The 20809-nt window shown below is 34.2% G+C and carries 14 protein-coding genes and 2 pseudogenes; all 16 read left to right on the top strand.

Features of this window, described 5'->3' with window-relative positions:
* The first annotated feature begins 462 nt into the window (after positions 1–462).
* The 16 genes and pseudogenes from pdhA to cpcF all read left to right on the top strand — a co-directional run bounded on the left by pdhA (position 463) and on the right by cpcF (position 20425).
* Positions 463–1494 carry a pyruvate dehydrogenase (acetyl-transferring) E1 component subunit alpha gene (gene pdhA, locus D5R40_RS14485; RefSeq protein ID WP_124146642.1) on the top strand — a complete coding sequence of 344 codons (1032 nt, stop codon included), beginning with the start codon at positions 463–465 and terminating at the stop codon, positions 1492–1494.
* 1416 nt (positions 1495–2910) lie between these two features.
* Positions 2911–4146, top strand: coding sequence for an HhoA/HhoB/HtrA family serine endopeptidase (locus D5R40_RS14480; RefSeq protein WP_124146643.1), 1236 nt, complete (start codon positions 2911–2913; stop codon positions 4144–4146).
* Positions 4147–4564: 418 nt separating this feature from the next.
* Positions 4565–5032 (top strand): annotated as a pseudogene (locus tag D5R40_RS14475) (tripartite tricarboxylate transporter permease); the annotation flags it as partial.
* 1030 nt (positions 5033–6062) lie between these two features.
* Positions 6063–6596: a peptide deformylase gene (gene def, locus D5R40_RS14470; RefSeq protein ID WP_375339382.1), complete on the top strand. Its 534-nt coding sequence runs from the start codon at positions 6063–6065 to the stop codon at positions 6594–6596.
* Positions 6597–7915: 1319 nt separating this feature from the next.
* Entirely contained in the window at positions 7916–8485 is a 570-nt protein-coding gene (locus tag D5R40_RS14465) for a TerD family protein (protein ID WP_124154806.1), read from the top strand.
* 634 nt (positions 8486–9119) lie between these two features.
* Complete coding sequence (locus tag D5R40_RS14460; RefSeq protein WP_124154805.1) at positions 9120–9692, top strand: TerD family protein; 573 nt, start codon at positions 9120–9122, stop codon at positions 9690–9692.
* A gap of 460 nt (positions 9693–10152) precedes the next feature.
* The gene (locus tag D5R40_RS14455; protein ID WP_124146647.1) at positions 10153–10755 is read left to right on the top strand and encodes a TerD family protein; all 603 of its coding nucleotides are present in this window, start codon (positions 10153–10155) and stop codon (positions 10753–10755) included.
* A gap of 1475 nt (positions 10756–12230) precedes the next feature.
* Positions 12231–12383: a hypothetical protein gene (locus D5R40_RS35245; RefSeq protein WP_161564660.1), complete on the top strand. Its 153-nt coding sequence runs from the start codon at positions 12231–12233 to the stop codon at positions 12381–12383.
* A gap of 124 nt (positions 12384–12507) precedes the next feature.
* Entirely contained in the window at positions 12508–14106 is a 1599-nt protein-coding gene (locus tag D5R40_RS14450; protein WP_124154804.1) for an adenylate/guanylate cyclase domain-containing protein, read from the top strand.
* A gap of 1181 nt (positions 14107–15287) precedes the next feature.
* Positions 15288–16022, top strand: a complete 735-nt coding sequence (locus D5R40_RS14445; RefSeq protein ID WP_124154803.1) for a 15,16-dihydrobiliverdin:ferredoxin oxidoreductase — start codon at positions 15288–15290, stop codon at positions 16020–16022.
* Between the two features lie 112 nt (positions 16023–16134).
* On the top strand, positions 16135–16905 hold the full coding sequence (locus D5R40_RS14440) for a phycoerythrobilin:ferredoxin oxidoreductase (protein WP_124146650.1): 771 nt from the start codon (positions 16135–16137) through the stop codon (positions 16903–16905).
* A 288-nt stretch (positions 16906–17193) separates the two neighbouring features.
* On the top strand, positions 17194–17712 hold the full coding sequence (gene cpcB, locus D5R40_RS14435) for a C-phycocyanin subunit beta (protein WP_124146651.1): 519 nt from the start codon (positions 17194–17196) through the stop codon (positions 17710–17712).
* Positions 17713–17820: 108 nt separating this feature from the next.
* Positions 17821–18309 carry a C-phycocyanin subunit alpha gene (gene cpcA / locus D5R40_RS14430; protein ID WP_124146652.1) on the top strand — a complete coding sequence of 163 codons (489 nt, stop codon included), beginning with the start codon at positions 17821–17823 and terminating at the stop codon, positions 18307–18309.
* 169 nt (positions 18310–18478) lie between these two features.
* Positions 18479–19246: pseudogene (gene cpcE / locus D5R40_RS14425) on the top strand (C-phycocyanin alpha-cysteine-84 phycocyanobilin lyase subunit CpcE); the annotation flags it as partial.
* A gap of 278 nt (positions 19247–19524) precedes the next feature.
* Positions 19525–19680 carry a hypothetical protein gene (locus D5R40_RS35240; RefSeq protein ID WP_161564661.1) on the top strand — a complete coding sequence of 52 codons (156 nt, stop codon included), beginning with the start codon at positions 19525–19527 and terminating at the stop codon, positions 19678–19680.
* A 58-nt stretch (positions 19681–19738) separates the two neighbouring features.
* Positions 19739–20425: a C-phycocyanin alpha-cysteine-84 phycocyanobilin lyase subunit CpcF gene (cpcF, locus tag D5R40_RS14415; RefSeq protein ID WP_192901179.1), complete on the top strand. Its 687-nt coding sequence runs from the start codon at positions 19739–19741 to the stop codon at positions 20423–20425.
* Positions 20426–20809: the final 384 nt, after the last annotated feature.

The raw sequence follows: 20809 nt of genomic DNA, 5'->3' as shown, positions 1-20809 counted from the left end.
TGTAATACAGAAAAACTATATAATTATGTAGGTTCAAAAACTTAGACCCCAGAGCCACAATCTCACATAAGTTTTGATTGTAATGTTTAAGTGCGCCCCGTAGTTTGGATTCGGCTAGAATACATGAGTTTTTTATAGTATCTTCACTACTTCATTTTTAATTCTAGCATCTTAATTACTTAAGGAGCCAAATCCTACCCCTATATTTAGGTTTTATCAATTCTTAATCATATCATATAGCGCTATTGTTAAGACAAACATATTATTTTTTATCTCTTCTCTAAAACAAAGGGTATTTCAAACTTTATGGCACTTTATCGGTAAAAAGCTAGTTATATTTGTTTGCTGTAATACGCAATTCTCCTATAGACTACTAAATATAAATTCATTGGAGCCTTTTACTAAACCTTTAACTTGTAATATAAGATTTATTACTAATAATACTAACTTAGGATAGATAAAATGATCCAAGAACGTACATTACCTACTTTTGATACCAATAGTATAAAAATTTCTCAAGAAGAAGGATTAATACTATACGAAGATATGGTTTTAGGGCGCTTGTTTGAAGATAAGTGTGCTGAAATGTATTATCGAGGTAAAATGTTTGGCTTTGTTCATCTTTATAATGGACAAGAAGCAGTTTCTTCTGGTGTGATTAAAGCTATGCGCCAAGATGAAGATTTTGTTTGCAGTACTTATAGAGACCATGTTCATGCCTTAAGCGCTGGTGTACCAGCACGGGAAGTTATGGCTGAATTATTTGGTAAAGCTACAGGTTGTTCTAAAGGTCGTGGTGGGTCGATGCATATGTTCTCGGCTGAACATAATTTATTGGGAGGTTATGCTTTTGTTGCTGAAGGTATTCCTGTAGCAACTGGGGCTGCTTTTCAGAGTAAATATCGTCGGGAAAGCATGGGGAATGAAGCTGCAGACCAAGTGACAGCCTGTTTCTTTGGAGATGGAGCTTGTAATAACGGCCAATTTTTTGAATGCCTTAATATGGCCACGTTGTGGAAACTACCAATTATTTATGTAGTGGAGAATAATAAGTGGGCAATTGGTATGGCTCACGAACGGGCTACTTCTGAACCTGAGATTTATAAGAAAGCTCATGCCTTTGGTATGGTAGGTGTGGAGGTTGATGGTATGGATGTATTGGCAGTACATTCTGCTGCTCAAGAGGCTGTTGCGAGAGCTCGTGCTGGTGAAGGACCTACTTTAATTGAGGCTTTAACTTATCGATTCCGAGGACATTCTTTGGCTGACCCTGATGAATTAAGGGATAAGGAAGAAAAAGAATATTGGTTTTCTCGTGACCCTATCAAACAATTTACAGCTTATCTGACAGAAAATAATTTGGCGGATGTTGCAGAGTTGGAAGCAATCGATCAAAAGATTGAAAAATTGATTGCTGAAGCAGTTGAGTTTGCTACAGGTAGTCCAGAACCAGGAGCAGATGAACTCTATCGCTACATTTTTGCTGAAGATTAATTCACTAAATTATTGACTTAGTTTATCCTCAGCTATACTGTCAAATTTTAGTTGTCGGGTTTCTCATGTGTTTTGCCAAAAAGACTTTATTTATATGTGGAAACCCGAAATATTTAGATTGATAAAAGGGTTTTTTATTGGTGATTTAAAATTAAATTAATAGAAATTCTATAGTGGTAAACAAGTAGTTATTTTGACATTTTATCTCTTGAGATTAAAAGGGTTAGATAGACTAATATTAATGCTTCTATAGGAATACTTGATCATCATTTAGCTTGTTCATAATTCAGAAGTCAATAACAAAAGTAATTTTGAATAAAAATTTTTTTAGCGTTAGATTTATATCTTGTCATCATTTTTTTTATTAATAAGCAGCCATTAAATAAATCAGAGGTGTATGCAGAAATGATATGAAACTGATTTCTGTAAAAACAACCGGATATTTTTTTTAGGGATAGTAAATATAGTAAAGGTTAATAGAGAGGTAATAGTAGATTAATTTATTTTATATGTAACTTAGTAAGTAGTCATAGAAAATTAATTGTATATTTAATGACCGGGTTAAATAAGTAGACAAAATCATTTTTATATTTTTATATCTATTGCTCAAGTATACAATTATATTTTTCTTCCCTACTTCCTACTCTCTACTCCCTACTAACAAATATTAAATAAATTTGGCACAAGTACTTATGATAATTATTTGATAAAAATTAACTAATTGAAAGTTGAACGTTGCATTTTCATCACCCTATTTACCCCAAGGTAGTTAGAGCTTAATTTGTGTTTTCTGCCTTAAATATAAAATTTAATCCCTCGCAGATATTGTAAGTATTTAACCTTTTTCTTATATTTTTCCATAGGCGTTGCTGAATCAAGCTATGAAAATTAAATTGGGCAAAGTCTAAAATCCTTTTGAGTTATTTTGAGTTAATAGTTAGGCGATTCCCGTGCGCGTTCCGTACCGAAATCGCTATTCAAGAAAGATCATAGCAAAAATCAGCAACACCCTTTTTTTATCTTTTTCTATACACTTATTTTTCCCTCTCTTGGTGTGCTACACGGTGAGTTAGTGAGGTCTTCAGGTCTCCACAAGTAGATCAACTAATGAAATTTAGGGGGTCGCACTGCTGCTCCGGTACTACTTCTTCGGTCTATGTAGGAATATTTTATGAAAATGGTATAAAAAACTTAAGTATAGGTGTGGAATCACTAACTCTAAATAACCGGACATCATTTTCGATCAGTGTTAAATTTAACATATCGCTATCTCATGTAAACATTCAGCAGTAAAAAATAAGTAATAAACCCCAGAGGTATTGTAGTAAAAATTAAAGAAAAATTATTCATCAGGAAGCTAAACCCTAATTATTCATTCTTAACAGACGAACCAATTACAAACATAAACAAATAACAATGAAAAGAACCACAGACAAAGTATTTTGGCAACAACCTTTAACCTATCTATTAATACTGGCAGGAGCTGGAGGAGCATTGTTGGGCCAACGTATTATATTCCCACAGACAACTAGCTCTTCGGAAAATTCAACACAGATCGTTCAATCATCTTCTAATAATTATGGTATTCCTAACTCAGAAAACTCTAATTGGTTACCAGTTAGAGCACCTATTTCCAATGGTAACTTTATTGTAGATGCAGTCCAAAAAGTTGGTCCGGCAGTAGTTAGGATTAATGCTTCTCGAACATTCAGTCAACGACCTAATATGTTTGGTCGAGGAATACCAGAAGATTTCTATGGTTATGAACCTCCCTCACGTTCTGGACCAGTTGAGCGAGGTACTGGCTCTGGTTTTATCATTAGCTCTGATGGTAATATCCTCACTAATGCTCATGTTGTAGAAGGTTCAACGACTGTGGAAGTTGTCCTTAAAGATGGCCGTCGCTTACAAGGTAGAGTTTTGGGCACAGACTCTATAACTGATGTAGCTGTGATTAAAATTGATGCTAATAACCTTCCTAGCGTAACTGTGGGAGATTCAAATAACCTGCAACCTGGAGAATGGGCGATCGCTATTGGCAACCCTCTAGGTCTAGATAATTCTGTAACAGTTGGTATTATTAGTGCTACGGGTCGTTCTAGTAGTGATGTGGGTGTTCCAGATAAGCGAGTAGGATTTATTCAGACAGATGCTGCGATTAATCCTGGTAATTCTGGTGGCCCTCTACTTAATCAAAATGGTGAGGTGGTTGGCATTAATACAGCTATTATTGATGGTGCTCAAGGCTTAGGATTTGCAATTCCTATTAATAATGCTCAACAAATTGCTCAACAATTAATTAAGGGGGGTAAAGCAGAACACGCTTATTTGGGTATTGCGATGCAAACTCTGACACCGGAACTTAGGCAAGAACTCAACCGAAACTTAAGTACAAATGTTCGGTTATTCAGCGACCAAGGGGTATTAATTATGCAAGTTGTGCCTGGATCTCCTGCGGATAGAAGTGGTTTACAACCAGGAGATATAATTCAAAGAATTGACAATCAAACTATTACTGAATCTGAAAATGTACAACAAATTGTTCAGAATAAAACTGTGGGTAGTTTGTTGGATTTGGAAGTTAATCGTAATGGTCAGAACTTAAGTTTTCAGTTGCGTACTGGTAACTTACCATCTCGATTAAGAGGATAGTTTAGAGGTTATTTGGGCTTTGTTGCGGGGTAGTGGTACATTTTAATAGACATCTCCAGAAACTAAATTTTAGTCTAGTAATTGCAAAGGTTTGAGATTGATTTTCCTAGATGTCTAATGTTAGTAGTCCATTGTAATTATTTTTGTAATAGGGCAAGGCAGTGGGAGCATTTTGCTCCCGTTCTAGGAATTGCTAGTTCTCATCCATCTACTAAGTAAAACATGGTAAATTTTGGGCGCTATGTATCAAATTGTAAATTAGCTCAAAAGTTTATATTCAATGGCTTTAGGGGTTTTTGGATTAAGTATGCAATGTCTTTTTTTTAGCTTGCTCTACTTAATTATTTGGTAATCTTTACTCACCCAAAAGAAAATTGACACCAGAAATATTTTTGTGAAATGAAAGGAACAAACTTTTGGTAAAGGAGATTTTTGGGGTTTAGCTGCCCCAGAAGCAGCTAATAATGCAGCGGCAGGGGGAGCTTTTGTCCCCATACTGACTTTAGGAATTCCAGGTAGTGGTACTACTGCTATTTTACTGGGTGCATTATTACTCTATAGTATTCAGCTCAGCCTAATGTTATTTACCCAACAGCCGGAAATTGCTGGAGGACTAATTGCTTCAATGTATATAGGGAACTTAATGTTGTTGTTCCTAAATCTTTCTTTGGTAGGTTTGTTTGCTCGTATTTTGCTCTTGCCTAATTGGCTGCTATTCCAGGTACTAGGAGTAATGGCATTTATTGAGGTTTTCTCTATCCACGGTAGTATTCTGTCTATTTTGTTAATGTTAGCCATCGGAGTCTTTGGTTATTTCTTGCGCAAATTACAATATTCTTTGACACCTTTTCTCTTAAGTTTTGTCCTAGGTGAATTAATGGAATAAAATTTGCGTTGGGCACTTGCTATTAGCGGTCGCTAATACCAGTTTGAAAAAAGAATGCTATAAAAAGTGCATCTCGATCATATCTGTTTAAAAACAGCTTCTCCAGTTCATTTTAGATGGTTATATCTATCGTTTTTCCTTTTTTTTCAATATTTATTTCTTCTTCATTCTTGCTTCTTCCTTCTTTCTTACTTCTACTATTTGTAACAAACGTTGATCAAATTGGTATAAATCGGAATTCTGTTTCAGAATCAAATTTCTCAAAGTCTTTGGATACTTACTTTTAGTATGGTAATACTATTGCCAATTGTGAGACTTCTTCTGAAGCGAAGGAAATTATTTTCGGAGACTTTTAAGTAATTAGAGTGATTGCTCAAACAGTAATCATTCAGGTATTAGCTGGTCAGCTTTTCCTGCGGAATACTACACAAAAAGCTTTTCGGTTGGTAAAAAAGCACCAAGTAATTAATAAGGAAGATTAGCTAATTTGCTTTGAAAGTAACTTTTAATTTTTGCTCAATTTTTCAACTCTGATTCTTCCTTCAAAGATAATTTTTTGGTAGTCCTACATAGTAATGGTAAATGTGGATGAACGACGCCTAGCAAGGGAGCAAGATGCTTCCATTTCCCTTCCCATTGACCAAAATAATTACAATAGATCATCATGACAATGCACCATTACCAACTTTTTAATACCTGACGGCTGAATACTTACCTCAAACAGAAAAAGTTGCCCTTGAATTTATTTAGGATTTAAACCCTATAGAAGCTTATATAATAAACATAGACTTGAATAAATTTTCAAACTATAACCTCTTAGATAAGTAGTTTGAAAATTTATTTAGGATTTAAACCCTATAGAAGCTTATATAATAAACATAGACTTGAATAAATTTTCAAACTATAACCTCTTAGATAAGTAGTTTGAAATACTCACAAATCTGTAAGTTGTGACAAAGTAGGGAGTAGAGGAATCAATAAAAAATATTTATTCCCTTTTTTTTGATGAAAATTAGTAGAGGAAAAAATTATGGAAGTATTACAAGTAGCTCAGTTAGGCAATGAAATATTGCGATGTCAAGCTCAACCTATTAATAATATTTGGGATAAAAATTTACAGCAAATAATTGATAATTTAATTGCCACAGTAATCGAAACAAATGGTGTGGGAATTGCTGCTCCACAAGTTTCAATTAGCGATCGCTTATTCATTGTTGCATCTCGACCCAATCTCAGATATCCAAATGCACCCAAAATGGAGCCAACAGCTATGATTAATCCTAGATTAATATCTCATTCAGAAGATAGAGTCAAGGGGTGGGAAGGTTGTTTAAGTGTGCCAGGAATTAGAGGTTTAGTACCAAGATATAGAGTAATAAACGTAGAATATACTAATCGAGAGGGAAAACTTCAAAGACAAGAATTAACAGATTTTGTTGCTAGAATTTTTCAGCATGAATACGATCATCTAGAAGGTCTAGTATTTTTAGATCGTGTGGAAAGTACCACAGATTTAATGACAGAAGATGAATATCAGAAACAAATTATTCAATCAAGGAATTAGGAGGTAGGAATTAAGGGGAGATTTCCGGAGTGTTCAGGAAAATATTTATCAGCGAAAAGAAGGAATACACTGTAAATACCTAATCTCTAACAAGAATGACAAAATTTATATAGCAATCAGGAATCATATGTGAGAATTTGACTATTCCTTAAAATTCTAGTGTGTAGCGCTTTTTATTTTGATCGGATACAGTTTTTTTTCTTTCCTATTTCCTGTTTTCTGTTCCCTAAAAATCTATAATTTCTCACAATTACTGATTAGATAAAAAATTAGCTTGTTTTAAGGAGTAGGGATTAGTAATTCGGTTTCGCTGGGAATAGAAAAGTAAGCATTTCCTACGGAATGCTGCGCAAACAGCTATTAGCTGTCAGTTCGAGCGCAATAAAACTCTCACCTGAATCCTTACTAAATAAATATAGACTTTAACCTCAAAGGAACCTGCTTTTGTAAGATTTAATTATCACCGTATTCTGGCTTAATAATACCCCTTAATATAGGGTTTAATAAAGCTCAGAAGCAATAGCTGATAGCTGAATGCTGACGACTGAATACTTACATAGAAAAGAAGAAAAACAACTGTACCTTAGTAACTTGAGAAATGCTATAAAATAAGATAGCTATCTATATTATATTTGCAAATCAATTATCATTAGTTCAATAAATAATCCAAATTTTCCTTGATGGTCAAACCAATTTTTCCGCTTATAGTAGGCTTTTAATATAAAAAAATTAATGTAGAAATCTTTCTTGAAAATAGTATAGTTTATTTAGGATTTGCTCAAAAAATTGAGATATTTTAGTCTCAATATGATTGATCAATCTTAAGAATATGATTAAGTGAAAATTGAGGCATTTCATACTAGCAAAAACAATACAATTTTTGAAGATTAAACAGTCTAGTAATAGGTTTAAACTAAGGATAAAACTTAAGCATTCAGCCGTCAGCTATTAGCTATTGCCTTTAGTTTTAGATAAAAGGTTTATTAATTGAGTCAAAATTAAATCTTAACTACAAAAATATGCTTTAAAGTCTATATTCATTAAACCCCCTCCTTAAGGTTGGGATATTATTACTAATAGCTGACAGCTAATAGCTTAATGGTTACGATAAAACTTTTCTCTGTTCCCAATCCTAATCAGAGAAATTTTTTGGTAGATACTATTTAGGTTTTCATCTCATTACTAAATAGTAAAAGTTGGCTGGAATCAGACTTTTGTCATAATTAGACATCTTAATTAAAATTTGGTTGTAATCGTTTTCCGTAATCATAGTTGTGCTAGTTGTAGTTAAAAATAGTAAATAAATCGAGGAAATATTTATGAGTATTAATCTTAGTAAAGGTGAAAGAGTTAGTCTGTCTAAAGAAGCACCTGGAATGAAAAAAGCTGCTGCAGGTTTAGGATGGGATGTAAATGTCTCAGATACAGGTTCAGATTTTGACCTTGATGTTTCTGTGTTTATGTTAGGAGCAAGTGGCAAAATTCCTCAAGAGAAATATTTTGTTTTCTATAATAATCTTAAATCTGCTGATGGTTCAGTAGAGTCTATGGGAGATAGTCGCACAGGAAAAGGAGAGGGAGATGATGAGACTGTCACTGTAGATTTATCAAAGGTTGATTCGACAATTGAAGAAATTATTTTTGTTGTTACTATATATGAAGCAGACAAAAGAAGGCAAAACTTTGGGCAAGTGAGAAATTCTTACATCAGAATTTATGATGGGGAAACTCAAGAAGAGATAACTAAGTATGAACTAGAAGAAGATTTTTCTAGGGAAACAGCTATAGAGTTTGGGAAATTGTATAAAAAAAATGGTGAATGGAAATTTCAAGCAGTAGGAGAAGGTTATAATTCTGGCTTAGAAAATTTTGTACAGAAATATACTTAATTGATTAAGTAACAAACTGTTTAACAATTAATAATTACCTCTCCTTAACATTAAAAGGATTGATTAAAAATATTTTTTCTTTTTTTTATCCTTTATAAGGAGAGGCTTTTAAACTGAATTATTCAGTCAAAATGAATGTTGAATTAGTATTTTGGATAAGAGAGTAATTTTGATGTAATCCCAAAGATCCAATCTGTATGAGTCAAAAAATATTCCGCTCCAATATAAGTAGGTAAAATCTGCTCAAAAAATTGAGAGGCAAATCAATAAATATTTCTCTAAGTTAGCTCAAAAAATCATCAAATTAAAGACAGATACTAGGAGTCAGCAGGGAGAAGAAATAAATGATATATCTTAAGCTTCTGTCACAGAGTTTAGAGCAACTAAATTAATTTATGAATCAAGGTCAGAATATCTTTTTACTATTTTACTATTTGATAATCCTAACGGCTATAAGACACAAACTAACATAAAAAAGGTGTCTTGCTCAAGGATTTAAATTGATTTATTTTGCCTTCCTAATTTTCATGTTATTTTCTCAACTGTACATCCATAAATTATTCCGATACTGAAAAATATCAATTATCACCTTAAAAAATTTTTGAAACTGTTTAGTCATAAAAGAGGGCAATAAATGTCTGTTAAACTTAGCAAAGGTCACAGAATTAATCTTTCTAAAGATGCACCAGGTCTAGCAAAAGTAGGTATTGGTTTAGGTTGGGATGTTAATCCTACTGATACAGGTGTAGAATTTGACTTAGATGCTTCTGTATTTATGTTAGGAGATAATGGTAAAATCCCTGAAGATGAATACTTTATTTTCTACAATAATTTAAAATCACCAGATAGTGCAGTAAAGCATTGGGGAGATAATAGAACTGGCGAAGGAGAAGGAGATGATGAAACAATAGAAGTAGATTTAACTAATGTTAATTTTAGTATTCAAGAACTACTTTTTGTTGTGACTATCCATGATGCAGAAAAAAGAAGACAAAACTTTGGGCAAGTTAAAAATTCGTTTATTAGAGTTTACAATTTGGAGACTCAAGAAGAAATAACTAAGTATGAATTAGAAGAAGACTTTTCGAGAGAAACTGCAATAGAATTTGGTCGTCTCTATAAAAAAAATGATGAATGGAGATTTCAAGCTGTGGGAACAGGATATAACGCAGGTTTACAAACTTTTGTAGAGAAATATGTTTACTAATAACTATAAATAGTACTTTCAATTTTGGTTTTGCTATAGGTAAAACCCAAAACTTGGAAAATTAAAGTTTAGGGGTTGCACATTAAAGAATGATAATAGATTTTAAACTGTACATATATTTAGGAAAGAATAATCCAAAAATATCTACTTTCGGATTTCATCATTCCTGATTGTGCAATGGCAGATTTTAAGTCAGTACGCGGAAGAATGTTCTTGAAAATCAGTAATGATAAAGAAGTCTATCTAGAATTGAATAATCTAAACAATAATTGTAGTTTTTGTGTAGCAGCTTAAACAATTTGATTTAACTATATTATAGTGTTTGAGATACAATAAATCCTCAAATCCAGATAGCAAAATAAACATTAGAAAGCTGACTTTTAACGGTTCATTGCTATAACCCAAAAACCAGATTAACTAAATTGAAAAATTTTCAGACTTTATAAAGGGTACTAAATACATGACTATTAAGCTCGAAAAAGGACAAAAAATTGTACTTAATAAAAGTGAATACGATCTATCACGACTGACAATGGGTCTAGGATGGGATGTTGCTAAATCTGCAAGTGGTTTAGCTGGTTTATTTGGTAATAGATCGGATTTTGACCTTGATGGTTATGCCATTTTATTACAAGAAAATGATCAACTCAAAAATTACAAAGAAGATGTAATTTATTATGGTCATTTAGAATCTCAGGATAAGACAGTAATTCATTCAGGAGATAATCTGACTGGAGAAGGAGATGGAGATGATGAACAAATAATTTTGAAACTTAATTCTATTCCTGAAAAATACCAAAAAATCATCCTAGCGGTAAGCATTTATCAAGCGAAAGAAAGGAAGCAACAATTTGGGATGGTAGAAAATGCTTTTGTTAGAGCTGTTGATCATAAAGGAATTGAAATAGCAAAATATACTTTATCTGGTAATGGTACTTATCAGGGCAAAATATCAATGTTAATGGGAGCTATTTATCGAGATAACACAGTGTGGAAATTTACTGCTTTGGGTGATCCTTTAGATAGTGATATGAATGGTGTAGTAGGTTCATTTCTGAAATAAGTTTAGCCATATAGTAGAAGGAAGAAGGAAAAATCTTGCGTTGTCTGAGTTTTAAGCTTTTGATCTGTCCTAACCTTTGCTTCGACTGCTATGCTTACTCAATTTTAAAATAAATTATTATCAAATTAAAAAAACCAGTATTTGTTAGAAGCTAAAATACTGGTTTTTTTTCAATAGGATTTTAATATTCATCCGATTTCCGTAAATTATACTAAATCCGGTTATCAAAAATACTTTATAGGGTGTAATTATACCAAATTTAAAAAGCGCTTCGGTCCGGAATGCTCCGCAAACAGGGAGAGAGCGTTTAGCATTCAGCTTTTAAGAAGGGGATTTCAATCCCCCCTGAAATTAAACGATAAGCTAGAAGTCTGGGGTTTCAACCCAAGCTTTTAGATGTCTTTTTTCTGTGAACTATTCCCGCTGACTGCTAGTAGTTTATAACGGACAACTAGTTAATGTATTTTTGCTACATATTCTTGGAAGTAGGGAGTAGGTAAATAACGAATAAGATATCTTTACTTCATACAAATAATTGCTCAAAAAATCACTTATCCTGACTTATTACTTAATAACTGAAGTGTTCAATAACTATGACATTATTTTTAGTAATTTGCATTAAATACTCTCCCTATCTCCCCATCTGCTCTACACCCTATCTAGATAAAAGGATACTAATTTAATATTATTTATGAGACAAGGAAATAGAGGATAGAGAATAGAATAGGGGTTTGTAATATGAAATCTAAATATTTTGAATTGCATATCTGAAAATTTTCAGATATATATTTTAATTAAATAATATTGAGTGGCAAATTAATTTTGGTAAAACTGCATCAAGTTTTAGTGATGGTATTGAAAATATGTTATGTATTTGTACCAATTATAGACCTTCATATTTGACGGAAGTACGCTGTATTTTCTCTATGTTCCTAATTCCAATTTTATGCTCAAATCGAAATTAAGATGAGGTCAAAAAAAATTGTTTAATCCTTTTACTCTATTCCATATTCCTTCTCGCAAATATTTTAGATTTAATTTGACTTATATCAAGTTCAGTAGCATCAGTATTGTCGGGTAAGGAAGAAGAAAGAAAGAAAAAGGCTTAAAAGTCTGAAAAAAACTTAAATTTCCTGTAGATATTTACCCTTGGGTTTACACAAACGATAAAGTGCAGACATGATATTACTTATTTATCTATATTTTACTATAGACATCCTCTATAGGTTATAAAAAATCAAAGTATATAGAGGAAAGTTCGACTAAGTTTTAGATGTACTTTCTCAAATTAATATTTGTTCAAAGAATATTTAGAGTCCTTATATATACAAGATTTGTAAAACTTACTTAATATCAATAAAAAGTTTGAAACTCTTACCCCAGTTAAACTATTCCCTAATTCCCAGATATTTTCTGCATAACTGTGTCGAGGACTGCTATATATTTAATTAAGGTTTGCTGAAAAAGTCTTATGAGTGAGGGTAGGAAACAGGAGACAACCCACCCCCAACCCCTCCCAGGAGGGGAAGACAGGAGACAGGAGAAATGGGAATGAACGAGGAGGTAGGAGTAAGAATTTTAAGAATGATTTTTATGCCCAACTCTGGCCTAAAATACTAACTTTTTGAGCGTGAAGAACTGAAAACCAGGCACTTTTTAAAGGCCCCAAAAAGGCTAAAACCTTTATCTGTAAATACTTTTAGATTTAATCAGCAAGCCCTAATTAATCATACTTTTTAGGAGGTACAGTAAATGCCTTATTTCATCTATGCTCCAGATACTGGCAATGAAAAAGTATATGAATTACTCACAGGTGAAATTACTATTGGTAGAGAAAGAGATAATATTATTGCTATTACTCACGAAACAAGTGTTTCCCGTCATCATGCACAAATTGTAATTTCTCAAGATAGCGTTAATATTGTCGATCAAAATAGTAGTAATGGTACTTTTGTTAATGGAATTAAAATTGATAGCTGCATACTCAAAGAAGGAGATTTAATTCATTGTGGAAATGCAATTTTTAAATTTGTTACTAATTCTAGTCAAGCACAAGATATAGGTCGAACAAATATTGTTAAACAATACTCACAAGAGTCTAATCAAACTGAGTTGAACGAACTATTAGACCAGCAACAAGATGATTCATTATCAGTGCTTAAACTGAAGGAAAAAGATAGTAATCTCCAAGCAGTAGACAAATTAAAAATTTTGTTGGAAGTAAGCAAACAGCTTTCTTCTCCCACTGAACTGGAAATATTACTAGAAAAAATTCTTGAACTTCTATTTCAGATTATCAAAGTAGACCGAGTCGTCATTCTTTTAGTGAATGAAACAACTGGAGAACTTGAACAAAAAGCAGTAAAAGGAAAAGAAGGCATTACGACTGAAGGTCGATTTTATAGCAAAAATATTACTAATTTTGCTCTAGAAAAAGGGACAACTTTTTTGACCACAAATGCTTGTCTCGATCAGCGCTTCAACAATCCAGAATCAATTGTTTCTCAATCAATTCATGGAGCAGTTTGTATACCCCTCAAACCTAGAGATAAAATTATCGGAGTATTATATGCCGATAATTTATCATTATCAAATGTTTATTCTGATGAAGATGTCGAATTTATGACAGGTTTAGCTAATCAAGCAGCGATCGCTATAGAGAATACTCAACTTTATAATAAGATACAAGTAGAAGCAATTATCCGAAATAAATTAGAGCGCTTCTTTCCCATAACTGTAGCTAGAAAACTTAAAGAAACAGAAAAATTAGAAATAATTGATACAGAAGTAACTGCTTTATTTTCTGATATTAGTGGCTTTACAAAAATGTCTTCAACAATGGAGCCACGCCAAATAATATCTATGCTGAATGAATATTTTAAAATTATGGTAGAAGATATTGTTTTTAGGTATGAAGGAACTCTAGAAAAATATATTGGAGATGCTTTATTTGCTATTTGGGGCGCTCCTTATCAAACTGCTAATGATGTAGAAAAAGCTATAAAAGCAGCAATTGATATGCAGTGGGCTGTTCGTAGTTTAAATAAGCAGAGAGAAAAAAGTCATCAACAACCAATTGCTATTCATATAGGAATTAATTCTGGTAAAGTAGCAGCTGGAAATATTGGTTCAGAAAAATTAATTCAATACGCGACTATTGGCGATACGACTAATGTTACTAGCCGAATATGTAGTGAAGCAAAATCTGACGAAATTATGATTAGTCAAACTACAAAAGAAAAACTTAAAGAACATAATTTTCCCTTAGAAAAAATTCCACCAGTGATGGTTAAAGGAAAGGACAAACCCATACAACTATATCGTTTACTTTGGCAACAAGTACCATCATAACTTGGTTAAAAATTACTATTAAATAGGGTTTGCTGATTAAATCTAAAAGTATTTACAGATAAGGTTTTAGCCTTCTTGGGGCCTTTAAAAAGTGCCTAGTTTTCAGCTATTCATGCTCAAAAAGTAGCGTATTTTAGGCAGATAGTTGGGCAGAAAAATTAAGGTACAATTCTTACTCCTATCTCCTCATTATTCCCATTTCTCCTGTCTCCTGTCTCCTGTCTCCTACCCTCATCCATAAGACTTTTTCAGCAAGCCCTAAATAGGTTTTATTTTGGAACTGGAGAGTACAAAATTATGCCAAAAAACGATTTATTTTGAAGACTTTAAAGTATTACCGGAAAATGCTTACAGTACTTATAGATATGAATAAATAGTTTTTAATCTTTAGAGGGCTGAAAACCTTAGCTAGCAATAGTTACTCCAAGAACTTTTCACTGTTTAGTATTCATAATAAATGTGTTTAATCCCTTCGTTTTATAGCGTTTACGAAAGTCATTAGGTACAGTTGTTTTTCTTATTTATTGATTCTTAGGGAACCAGAATTACTACTCCCTACTCCCTACTCCCTAAAACTAAGGAATTTTGTACCTCACCAATATGGGAATTACTATATACCAATTCCCATGCATTAATGCTATACTTCAGCCAGACTTCAACAGTCAAATATTTACTAAGATTAAAAGTATTTTTTTGACAATTATTAGTCTGTTAGTATAGATTTTTCCTGCTTTTATCCCCTCCCCCACCTCTCACACTTCCCCACCCAATCATACATAGCATTCTTTTTGAGAAATCGTATAATACCAATTTGAAAAAAGAATGCTATATTTAAGTGACACTTCAATTATTAAGTAATTAACAAAGACTGAATATTTTTTTTGATAATTATTAGCTAGTTATTGTTAATTATTCTTATTTTTACCTCTCCCCTACTCCCTCACTCCCCTACTCCCCCGCAATGCGAAAATGTAGCAAACATTGATCAAATTGGTATTACTGGCGCATAACACTAAATATGGAGTAAATTTTTCCCTTGTCTAGTTAATTGAGACTTTTGATATTTAATTTTTGCCTTTTGGCTTTATGAAGGATTATTGCTTTGTTTATGAGAAATGAGACTCAGGCGATCGCCATCAATTACTCTGATAAGATGATTTAATATGTGACCATAAGTATCAATGTACAAGCCATTCTTAGAATACTTAGAAAAAGAGCTATTCAGTAGATTTGACTTAAGCAGTAAACCAATTCCTGCTGGTTTAGAAGCAAATGTTAGTAATCGAGGCAAGAATCAAGCTACTATCCAAAGTTGGTGTTATGAGTGTCCTCAGCTAAGAAAAATACGTTATACCTATATAGATGCAGGAGCTTCAGCTCAGGTATTTAATAGTGTGATTTATCCCAGTTACTACTATGACATTCCACTTTTAGGAATTGACCTATTATCTTTTGGTAAAAGTAAAATCTTAATAGTATTAGATTTTCAACCTTTATTTCAAGAAGAATCTTATTTAGAAAAATATATAGAACCAATGCGATCGTTGCGAGAAAAATATAATGACTTGGCTCAAAAATTAGAAATGAAATTTTATGATGCTAACCAATATTTTTCTAAATATTTACTGTTTGCTAAAACAGATGAAAAAACAGTGAAAACTACATTTTTTGAAGCCTATAAACAATACATTAACTTGTATTGGGAAATGTTAGATAAAGCAGAAATTCTTGATCGAACAGAAGATATTCAAAAGGTAATTAAAGCCCAAAAAGATTACGATCAATATAGTGCAGATCGTGACCCAGCGTCAGGATTATTTAGCAGTTATTTTGGCCATGAATGGTCAGAAAAATTTCTCTACGAATTCTTGTTTGAAGATGCTGTACCATTAGCTGTTCCCAATGCAACCCGATAATTCCAATAATTTTGTTAACTATTCAGTTAAAAATTGATACTCGCACCCTTCTAACATATCCAGGGGGGTGTGAGCTAAATTTTTGTAGATAAATTGCTGAAATACATAGGTAATGACACCAACTGAAAATATAGTGAATTTGTATCAACCTTTTCTAGATTATGCTCTAACTCAGCTCAAGCAAGAACTAGAACTAAAACCTTACCCTATACCCTCTGGATTTGAACATAAAGTTGCTATAACTGGCAAGGGCAAAAAAGAACAAGAAGTAGATACAACCAGTTACGCCCACTGTAGTCCCAAGCTCCGACAAATTAGAGCAGCTCATGTTCAAGGTGGCAGTGCCCTCCAAGTGTTAAATTTTGTAATATTTCCCCACCTTAATTATGATTTGCCATTTTTTGGGGCAGACCTAGTTACCTTGCCAGGGGGACATCTCATTGCCTTAGATATGCAGCCCTTATTTCGGGATGACCCTCAATATCAAGAAAAGTATACTCAGCCAATATGGGATACCTTCCAAACACATCAGCAGCATTTGCCTTGGGGAGGAGATTTTCCTGAAGAAGCAACCCCTTTCTTTTCTCCAGCTTTTCTTTGGACTCGTCCTCAAAAAAATGAATTAGTCGAGACAAGAGTGTTTGAAGCCTTCAAAGATTACCTGCAAGCTTATTTAATTTTTGTAAAGCAAGCACAACCTATTACTGATGTAGAGAAATTAGCAGAAATCAAGCAGGCACAACTGCGTTATCTCAGATATCGAGCCGAAAAAGATCCAGCTAGAGGAATGTTTACTAGATTTTATGGCCCTGAATGGACAGAAGAATATATTCATGGCTTTCTATTTGACCTAGAAAGACAGTTGGCCTTGAATCCTGTTTAACTTTACTATACTGTACTGTAGAAAATTTTGTTAATAATTTGTAATAAATAAAAACACAACAGCATTGTATAAAGAATATCTGAAGGGTTATAAAGATAAGAGAAAATCAACAAAAACATTGATTGATAAGCTTGAAAAGCTTCTCATAAACAGTGTAAGATTTTCTCAGGATTTTCAAACAGTCCAATTTTACTTTTCCAGCCATGGGCAGCTAGCCTGAAAAAACTCAAAAAATACCCATAGCATCGAAAAGCAACTAAAAAAAAATCAAATTAGGAGAATTAATCGATGTTTGATGCTTTTACAAAAGTAGTTTCCCAGGCAGATGCCAGGGGTGAATTTGTTTCTACTAGCCAGATCGACGCTCTGGCAGCAATGGTTGCAGAGAGCAACAAGCGTATAGATGCAGTTAACCGTATTACTGGTAACGCTTCTACTATAGTCGCTAATGCAGCTCGTTCTTTATTTGCAGATCAGCCTCAGTTGATTGCTCCTGGTGGAAATGCTTATACAAGTCGTCGTATGGCAGCTTGTTTACGTGACATGGAAATCATCCTACGTTATGTAACTTATGCTACTTTTGCCGGTGATGCAAGTGTGCTAGATGACCGTTGTCTCAATGGATTGCGTGAAACCTACTTAGCTCTAGGAACTCCTGGTGCTTCTGTAGCAGTAGGTGTTCAAAAAATGAAAGAAGCAGCTATTGCAATTGCTAACGATCCTAACGGCATTACTCCTGGAGATTGCTCCTCTTTAATGTCTGAGATTGGTGGCTACTTCGACCGCGCTGCGGCAGCAGTTAGTTAATAACACTGTAAAAAACTTTTTTTTAAAGATGCTTCATCTAGGCATCTCTAAAGACTTTAAATTTGTAGCAAAATTTGTACTCACAAGATTTAGGAAAGTATCTCAACAATGAAAACTCCTCTTACTGAAGCAGTAACAGCGGCAGATTCTCAAGGTCGCTTTCTGACTAGCACAGAATTATTCTCAGCACTTGGTCGTTTTAAATATGCTCCAGCAAGTTTAGAAGCTGCTAAAAAGCTAACTGAGAAATCCAAAAGTTTGATTGATGGAGCTGCTCAAGCAGTATACAACAAGTTCCCTTATACTACTACAACCCAGGGACCTAACTATGCTTCGACTCCTACAGGAAAGTCAAAGTGTGCTCGTGACATCGGCTACTATCTCCGGATGGTAACATACTGTCTGATTGCAGGTGGTACAGGTCCTATGGATGAGATACTCATTGCAGGAATTGATGAAATTAATAAAACCTTCGAGTTATCTCCTAGCTGGTACATCGAAGCGCTGAAGTATATCAAGGCTAACCACGGTATCACTGGCGATCCTGCAACTGAAGCTAACAACTATCTTGACTATGCTATTAATGCTCTTAGCTAGTAGTTTTCATAGTAACTAGGTGGTGAATGTGAAATTAATGTTCACTAAATTAACTACCCTAAGCTAATATTTAACGTAGCCTGGAGAGGTATACAGGTGCTGGCCTGTCGTTAGTATCTGTTTATCTTTCCAGGCATCGTTTTTTGTCAGAGTTGAATTAAATGAAGTTATGGCACAGCAGCATTGGGATTCACTATCAGAACAAACATCCGACAATGGGGAATCTCTAACGGTAGAAGAAGCGATCACCAATCTCCGGCATGAAGAATTAGGTAAACGATATTATGCTGCTTGGTGGTTGGGTAGATTCCGAGTAAATATACCTGCTGCTATAGAAGGCTTAATTGCAGCTCTAGAAGATGACTCTGACCGAACAGAAGACGGTGGGTATCCTCTCAGACGCAATGCAGCTAGAGCTTTGGGTAAGTTAGAAGACAAAAAAGCTGTACCAGCTTTGATTAAATGTTTGGAAAGCTCAGACTACTATGTGCGAGAAGCAGCAGCAGAAGCATTAGAAATGCTAGGAAACCCTAGCTGCATTTCCGCATTAATTAAACTTTTAGATGGAGGGGTTGAAGCTGCAGTATTAGTTCCAGGTAAGCCTCATCTTGTTCAACCCTACGAAGACATTATTGAAGCTTTAGGAACACTTCAAGCTCAATCAGCAATTCCTTTAATTAAACCTTTTATCGAACATCCTGTAGAGAAAGTGCAATATGCTGCTGCTCGCGCTCTATATCAACTAACCGGAGAAGCAGTTTATGGAGAATATCTGACTCAAGCATTAGATGGTGATAATCTACAATTACGACGCTCTGCACTGATGGATTTAGGAGCGATCGGCTATTTACCTGCAGCTAAGGCAATATCAGAAACCTTAGCCGAAAATAGTATGAAATTAATTGCCCTCAAAGGACTTTTGGAACATCACCTCACAATAAATTCAAAAGTTAAAAGCGGTGCGACCCCGGGTCGGCGTCAGACGCAAGCGGTCAGACCCCGCGACGACGCCAGTCGCAAGCGGTCGGAACCCGCGTCGGCGTCAGACGCAAGGGAATGCCGACCAAGAGAGGGAATGCTGACCAAGAGAGGGAATGCGCACCAAGAGAGTCAAAAGTCAAAGGTAGAATCTCAACTATTATTATCAGATGAGGCTATTAAGGTAATGACTCTAATGGACTCACTTTTATAAAATATTAAGGCGTTGGTGAATTAATGTATGATATTAATCTTAATTATCTAGGAGTCAGGAGTCAGGAGTCAGGAGTCAGGAAAGAAGAAGAAAGAGTAGTAGAGGAAAAAAGTTTTTTGTTTGCACTCTTATCCGGACAAGATATAATACCTCTTTTAACCAACGCCAATATTAATTAGTTTATACTATTCATATTTTTACTATTCTCCTACTTCCCTATTTCCCTAATCTCTAAGAATGAATAACCAACCCTCGACAATCAATAATCAAATCATCCAAGCAGTTGAAGAAGCAGATTCTTCTCAAGGTTTAATTGATGCAGTTAAAGATTTAGCAGCAGCTCAGATAGAAGATGCTATCCCGATATTAATTAAAGTTTTAGGGTACAACAATCCTGGCGCAGCAGTAGCAGCAGTTGATGGGTTAGTTTTACTTGGGGTAAGGGCAGTACTTCCACTACTAGAAAAACTTGACGGTTATAACTATGGTGCTAGAGCTTGGGCAATTAGAGCATTAGCAGGTATTGGCGATCCGCGTGGGTTAGATTTATTATTAGACGCTGCAATAAATGACTTTTCATTTAGTGTGAGACGTGGTGCTGCAAAAGGCTTAGGTTTTATTGATTGGAAAAAGTTGCCAGAATCGCAGATTTTTGATTCTCAACTATCTACGATGAAGACTCTTTTGCAAGTATCCCAAGACCAAGAATGGATAGTGCGTTATGCTGCTGTAGTTGGTTTGTATGGTTTGGCCAAAACTGTAGAAGTTACTTATCCAAAATGGCTTGAGGATATTTTGACCAGGTTTGAGGAGATTGTTGATACAGATACAACTTTAGCGGTTAGTGCTAGGGCACAAATGGCTATTGCAGACTTGGGGAGAGAAAGGAAGTCAGAAGTTGAAAGTGATATTTTAATTACTTAAAAACTCTACTCTACAGTAATTTCAGCTTATTATTTGACTTCATCACTTACCAACTATTTGTGACATTTTTTAAGTTAAATAGTATTAGAAGTCAGAAGTCCTAAGTTATAAGTCAAAAGGGAAAAGGCTTAAAACCTGGACAAAACTTATAGCGGATTCCACTAAGCGTGAAATACACCCATCGCGGGCAAGATGCCCGCACTACAAAAATTTAGTTGTTAATCTCTATACTCCTTATGGGAGGAATCTGCTGTAAATTTCCTGTAGATATGTACGCTAACTTTTATACCAAATATACCAGTTAACATTATATCATATCAAATTCCCTTATTGAAGAAGGAGACAGGAGACAGGAGACAGGAGACAGGAGGAAAATTACATGGG

Origin of the sequence: Okeania hirsuta, assembly GCF_003838195.1 — a bacterium.
GTDB classification, from domain to species: Bacteria; Cyanobacteriota; Cyanobacteriia; order Cyanobacteriales; family Microcoleaceae; genus Okeania; species Okeania hirsuta.
The sequence above is the reverse complement of the archived record's forward strand: the minus strand, read 5'-3'. Positions and strand labels throughout refer to the sequence as shown.